Source organism: Corallococcus sp. AB045 (assembly GCF_003668895.1).
Taxonomy (GTDB): Bacteria; Myxococcota; Myxococcia; order Myxococcales; family Myxococcaceae; genus Corallococcus; species Corallococcus coralloides.
In genome coordinates this window covers 1-4,405 of record NZ_RAWN01000361.1, presented here as the reverse complement: position 1 = coordinate 4,405, position 4,405 = coordinate 1, and the positions used below count along the sequence as shown (strand labels likewise).

Below are 4,405 nucleotides of genomic sequence, written 5' to 3'. Positions count from 1 at the left end.
GGTGGGGCTTCGGGAGCGGGCCTGCCGGGTTCGCTCCAGGACTCGTCGGGGGTCGCGCTCCGGGGAGGCGGACTGGACGTCTGGGCCCGGGCGGAGAGGGCCGGCGCCAGGGCCAGGAGCGACAGGCTGAGGAGACCGGGGAAGCGCATGGTGGAAGAAGGCAGGCAGCCTAGCCCACGCTCCGGCCGTGAACGAGGTCGGCCTGCCCGGCCTCTCCCCCGCCATCCGGTCGCGTCCGGAAAGCGGCAGCCGCGCCACAATGCTGATGACGGGGGCCGGGCACGGTCTACCATCCGCGCCGCGCGCATGGCGTCGGTGAGGAGAGCCAACGGGATGAGGGTCGGACGGGGTGCACTGCTGATGGCGCTCGCCCTGGGCGCGTGCAGCAGGCCCGGTGCGGGCACGGACGCGTCGGACGCGGGGCCCATCGGGCTGCCGGGACGGCCGTCCACGCTGACGGTGCCCTCGTGCGAGGAACTGCTGCCGGCGGACCTGCGCGACCTGACCCTGAATGGCTTCACGATGAAGGAGGAGCGCGCGTGTCCCACGTGCGGGCCCGTGTGTTCGCTGCGTTCGGCGGCGCTGGCGGACCTGTCCGTGTCGGTGGCGTATGACTGCCAGCCGACCTACGCGAACGCGGATGTGCGCGCGCTGCTCGCGCCCACGTTGAACGCGGGCGGTGAGGAGATTCCGGCGCTGGGCCGCGCCGCCGCGCGCCGCAACCCCGTGCAGGGCATGACGCAGGTGGTGGCGTGGGATGACGACGCGCCGTGTGTCGTGGTCGTGACCTGGCTGGGGGACGACCCCGACCGTGCGATGGACGTGGCCCGGCTCGCGGTGACGTCGAATCACGGCGTGGTGGATTCGACGGCGGACGCGGGCACGGAGCTTCCGGCCGACGCAGGGGGCCGCCTCCTCCTGGATGCGCCGCTGGAGCCGCTGGACAGCCTTACCGCGCCGCGCGCGGGCTCACCGGACCGGCTCTCCGCGCCTCCGGGCTCCGTGACTCCGGCTCCGCCAAAGCCCGCGGCGCGGTGAACGGCCCCACTCAGTAAGGCCACTTCGCGATGGCATAGGCATGAGTGGCCTTGTGATTGAGCCACACGAGCAGCAGCGCCACCGTCCAGCGCAACGCCTTCGGACGCGTGGCCAGCCAGTCGCCCGCGACGAACATGACCGGGAAGAGCACCGCGCCAAAGCGGAAGGCATTTCCCAGGTCACCTTGGGGCAGCATCACCAGGAGCGACAACAGGACATAGAGGCCCAGGGCCCGGTCGCGGCGCCACAACATCACCCCGAACACCAGCCACGCGGCCCCGAAGACGTTCCGCAGCACCAGCCAGCCGTTGAATCCCTTGTGCCAGGGGTTGCCGAACCACAGTCCCCGGACGGCGCCCCAGAGGGAGTCCACGTGATTCCACTCCCGCTGGGCCTTCAAGAACATGAAGGGGTCACCGGAGCGGCTCCACTCGAAGACGAGCAACCCTCCGAACGCCACCAGCGCCATGCACCCCATGAAGCCGAAGCGCACGATGCGCTCGCGCCACGACGGCTCGCGCATGGCGGCCAGGAGCGCGGCGGCGATCGCCACGAAGCAACCCTGGTTCCGGGTGAAGATGCAGAGTGAAACCAGCACGGCGGAGGGCAGGAGCTGCCCACGCGAGGCACACACCAGGGCCCCGAACGACAGGAGCAGGAAGAGCCCCTCCGTGTGGTGCGAGTGGAGCGCGAAGCTGGCGGGACCGTAGAGGAAGACGAACCACCCCCAAGGCGTCCGGGCCGTCATCCCTTCGCGCTGCGGCCCCTGCCGCGACTGGTGGGTGTTCCACGCGACGAAGCCCAGCAGGCAGGCCGTGGACAGGGCCGCGCCGACGACCTGGGGCGGCAGCGTGCCCCCCAGCCCCTGCCGCACCAGCCAGACCAGGCCCGGGTACAGCGGCAGGAAGGCCCAGAGAGGCCATGAGTAGCCCTCCAGGACCAGCGTGCTGTAGTGGTGCGAGTCCCAGCGATCCAACACCAGGAGCAGTGGGAGGTCCCGGCGCCAGGCCGTCCAGGCCCAGAGCCCGAAGTGGTGGACCAGCAGCACCACCACGAGCCCCCAGGGCGACGGCGCGAACTTGAGACGGAGCTGACCCGCCGCCTGCGAGGAGGGACCCATGAACGAGGGTCTTCATGCCCGCGCGGCAGTGCTCAAGCAAGAACCCTGCGCGGCGCGGCCATCTCCAGAGGCAATGGCCGCGCTGGTGCGGTTCGCTTCTTCCGCTACAGCGTCTCCAGGTACGCCACCAGGTCGTCCACGTCCGCGTCGGACAGCCCCGCCGTCGTGCCGTGCAGGTTCGACTCGCGGCCGTTCAGCAGGCGGGCCTTGAGCGTGGGCGCGCTGCCGTCATGCAGGTACGGCGCGGTGCGGCCCACGCCCAGCAGCGACGGCGTGTTGAGCCCCGCCTCGATGACCGCCGCCGCGTCCCGCAGCACGCCCGAGAGCACGAACGTGCCCACGTCCACGTTGCGGTTGTCCGTGAGCGCCGCGCCCGTGTGGCACGTGTCGCACTTCGCCTGCGTGAAGAGGGCAGCCCCGCGCGCCTGGGACTCGGTCAGCGGCTCGCCCCGGGACACGTTGTCCGGCGCGGGGATGGCGTCGATGAACGCTCCCAGCTTCGCCACCGTGTCCTCGTTCAGCACCTGGCCGCCCATGCGGTCCTTCACCGTGGCGTTCATGAAGTCCCCCAGCGCGGAGAACTCACCGCTCCAGTGGAACGGCGCCGTCGCCGTGGTCATGCGCCCCGCCAGACTGGGCGTCTGGCGCGGCCCGTCCGGGAAGCCCCAAACGTGGCCGTCCTCGCGGCCCTCCAGGTGGCACGACGCGCAGGACACCGCCACGGCCGGGCTGGTCATCCGCGCATCCACCGCGCTGAAGAACAACCGCCGGCCCTCCGCCGCCATCGGAGACAGCGTGTCGCCCGCGATGACCAGACGCTCGCCCTCCTCGTTGATGTCGCCCCATTCATTGCCGCTGGAGCCCAGCGTGCTGACCGTGTGGTCGAACGCGTTGTAGACGTACGCCTTGCGCCCGTCCCGCGTGAGCGCGATGCCGTTGGGGCCCGCCCCCACGGCCACCAGCTGCCGCACCGGGCTCGTCTCATTCACCAGGTCCGAACCGGAGCGGCGCCACGAGGGCAGGATGGCCACGTTGTTCGAGTCCTGGTTCACCAGGAACAGCCACGCGCCCGTGGGGTCCACCACCGCCGCCACCGGCCCCTGCAGGGGCGTTTCGAACAAGGGGCTCGCGATGAGCGACGTGGGGTAGTCCGGCTTCTCCTCCGGCGGCGGCTTGCACTCGTCCAGGTCGTCCACCACCGGGCGGGGCGCTTCGTCCTCCGCGTCGAAGGTGATGAGGCCCGCGGCCACCACGCCGCCACCGGCCGCCGCGCCGCAGGGCGTCCCGCCGCCGTACATGGACTCCCCCGGATTGGGCCCGCGGCCGTCCACGGGCCCGCCCAAGGGGTCTTCGCGCGACCACAGCACCGGCGCGAAGAGGCGCCGTCCGTCCGGAGCGCTCAACAGGTCCACCATGCCGCGCGACCGGAAGGAGCGCGGGCCCTGCTGGGGATTCATGGGCAGCGGCTCGAACTCCGAGGGGGCAGCAGAGGGCGACGGCCGGTTCGCCTTCGCGAGCAGGTCCGTGCCGCCGCGCAGCACCCGGGGCTGGTTCGCGTCAGACAGGTCCACCGTCATCACGTCGCCCTGCCGGAACAGCGACACCGCCGCCTTGCGGCCGTCCTCCAGCAGCGCGATGCCTCGCGGCTCCTCGCCCAGCGGCAGCTCCCAGCGCGCCGTGAGCGTGCCGGTGTCGATGGCGGTGAGGCTGCCCCGCGCGGCGGACTCGCGCATGGCGCTGTTCACCACGTACAGCGTGCTGCCGTCCGGCGACACCGCCATCCCCGTGGGCTCCACACCCACCGGGACGCGCGCGGCCTCCACCGCGTCACCCTTGCGGATGACGGACACGCTCCTGCCGCCCCGGTTCGTCACGTACACGGTGTCGTCCGGGCCCACCGTCACGCGCTCCGGACGCGGGCCCACCCGCACCTCGGACACCTTCTCCCGGCGCGCGGTGTCCACCACGGCGAGGATGCCGTTGTCCGCGTCCACCACGTAGAGCAGCGAGTCGTCCCGGCTGAGCGCCACGGACCCGGAGGCATTGCTCCAGGTGCCCGCGACCTCGCGCTCCTTGCAGCCCGACAGCACCAGCGTCGTCACCGCGCACAGCGCGGCCCATCCCTGCCGTCGCATCGGAAATGCCATCCCCTCCCGCGAAGGCTTTCGCGCGCCCCTCCAGCCCCACCCTGCGCGCATGCCCCACGGCCTGTCTGGAAGCGTGCCGGCCCTGCTCACACGCCTTCCC

The 4,405-nt window shown here is 71.9% G+C and carries 3 protein-coding genes; 1 reads left to right on the top strand and 2 read right to left on the bottom strand.

Annotated elements, in window-relative coordinates; all coding sequences use genetic code 11:
* Window positions 1-333 precede the first annotated feature (333 nt).
* The gene (locus tag D7Y21_RS40410) at window positions 334-1,038 is read left to right on the top strand and encodes a hypothetical protein (protein WP_199735597.1); all 705 of its coding nucleotides are present in this window, start codon (window positions 334-336) and stop codon (window positions 1,036-1,038) included.
* 10 nt (window positions 1,039-1,048) lie between these two features.
* Here D7Y21_RS40410 and D7Y21_RS40405 read toward each other — a convergent pair whose 3' ends face one another.
* Both D7Y21_RS40405 and D7Y21_RS40400 read right to left on the bottom strand, forming a co-directional pair.
* Window positions 1,049-2,158, bottom strand: a complete 1,110-nt coding sequence (locus D7Y21_RS40405; protein WP_120561821.1) for a hypothetical protein — start codon at window positions 2,156-2,158, stop codon at window positions 1,049-1,051.
* Between the two features lie 104 nt (window positions 2,159-2,262).
* Entirely contained in the window at window positions 2,263-4,293 is a 2,031-nt protein-coding gene (locus tag D7Y21_RS40400; RefSeq protein WP_121718552.1) for a c-type cytochrome, read from the bottom strand.
* Between the last annotated feature and the right edge of the window lie 112 nt (window positions 4,294-4,405).

What these genes read in the sequence shown, in the direction of transcription:
- D7Y21_RS40410 (WP_199735597.1), top strand. Translation starts at nt 334, where the DNA reads ATGAGGGTCGGACGGGGTGCACTGCTGATGGCGCTCGCCCTGGGCGCG.
- D7Y21_RS40405 (WP_120561821.1), bottom strand. Translation starts at nt 2,158, where the DNA reads ATGGGTCCCTCCTCGCAGGCGGCGGGTCAGCTCCGTCTCAAGTTCGCG.
- D7Y21_RS40400 (WP_121718552.1), bottom strand. Translation starts at nt 4,293, where the DNA reads ATGCGACGGCAGGGATGGGCCGCGCTGTGCGCGGTGACGACGCTGGTG.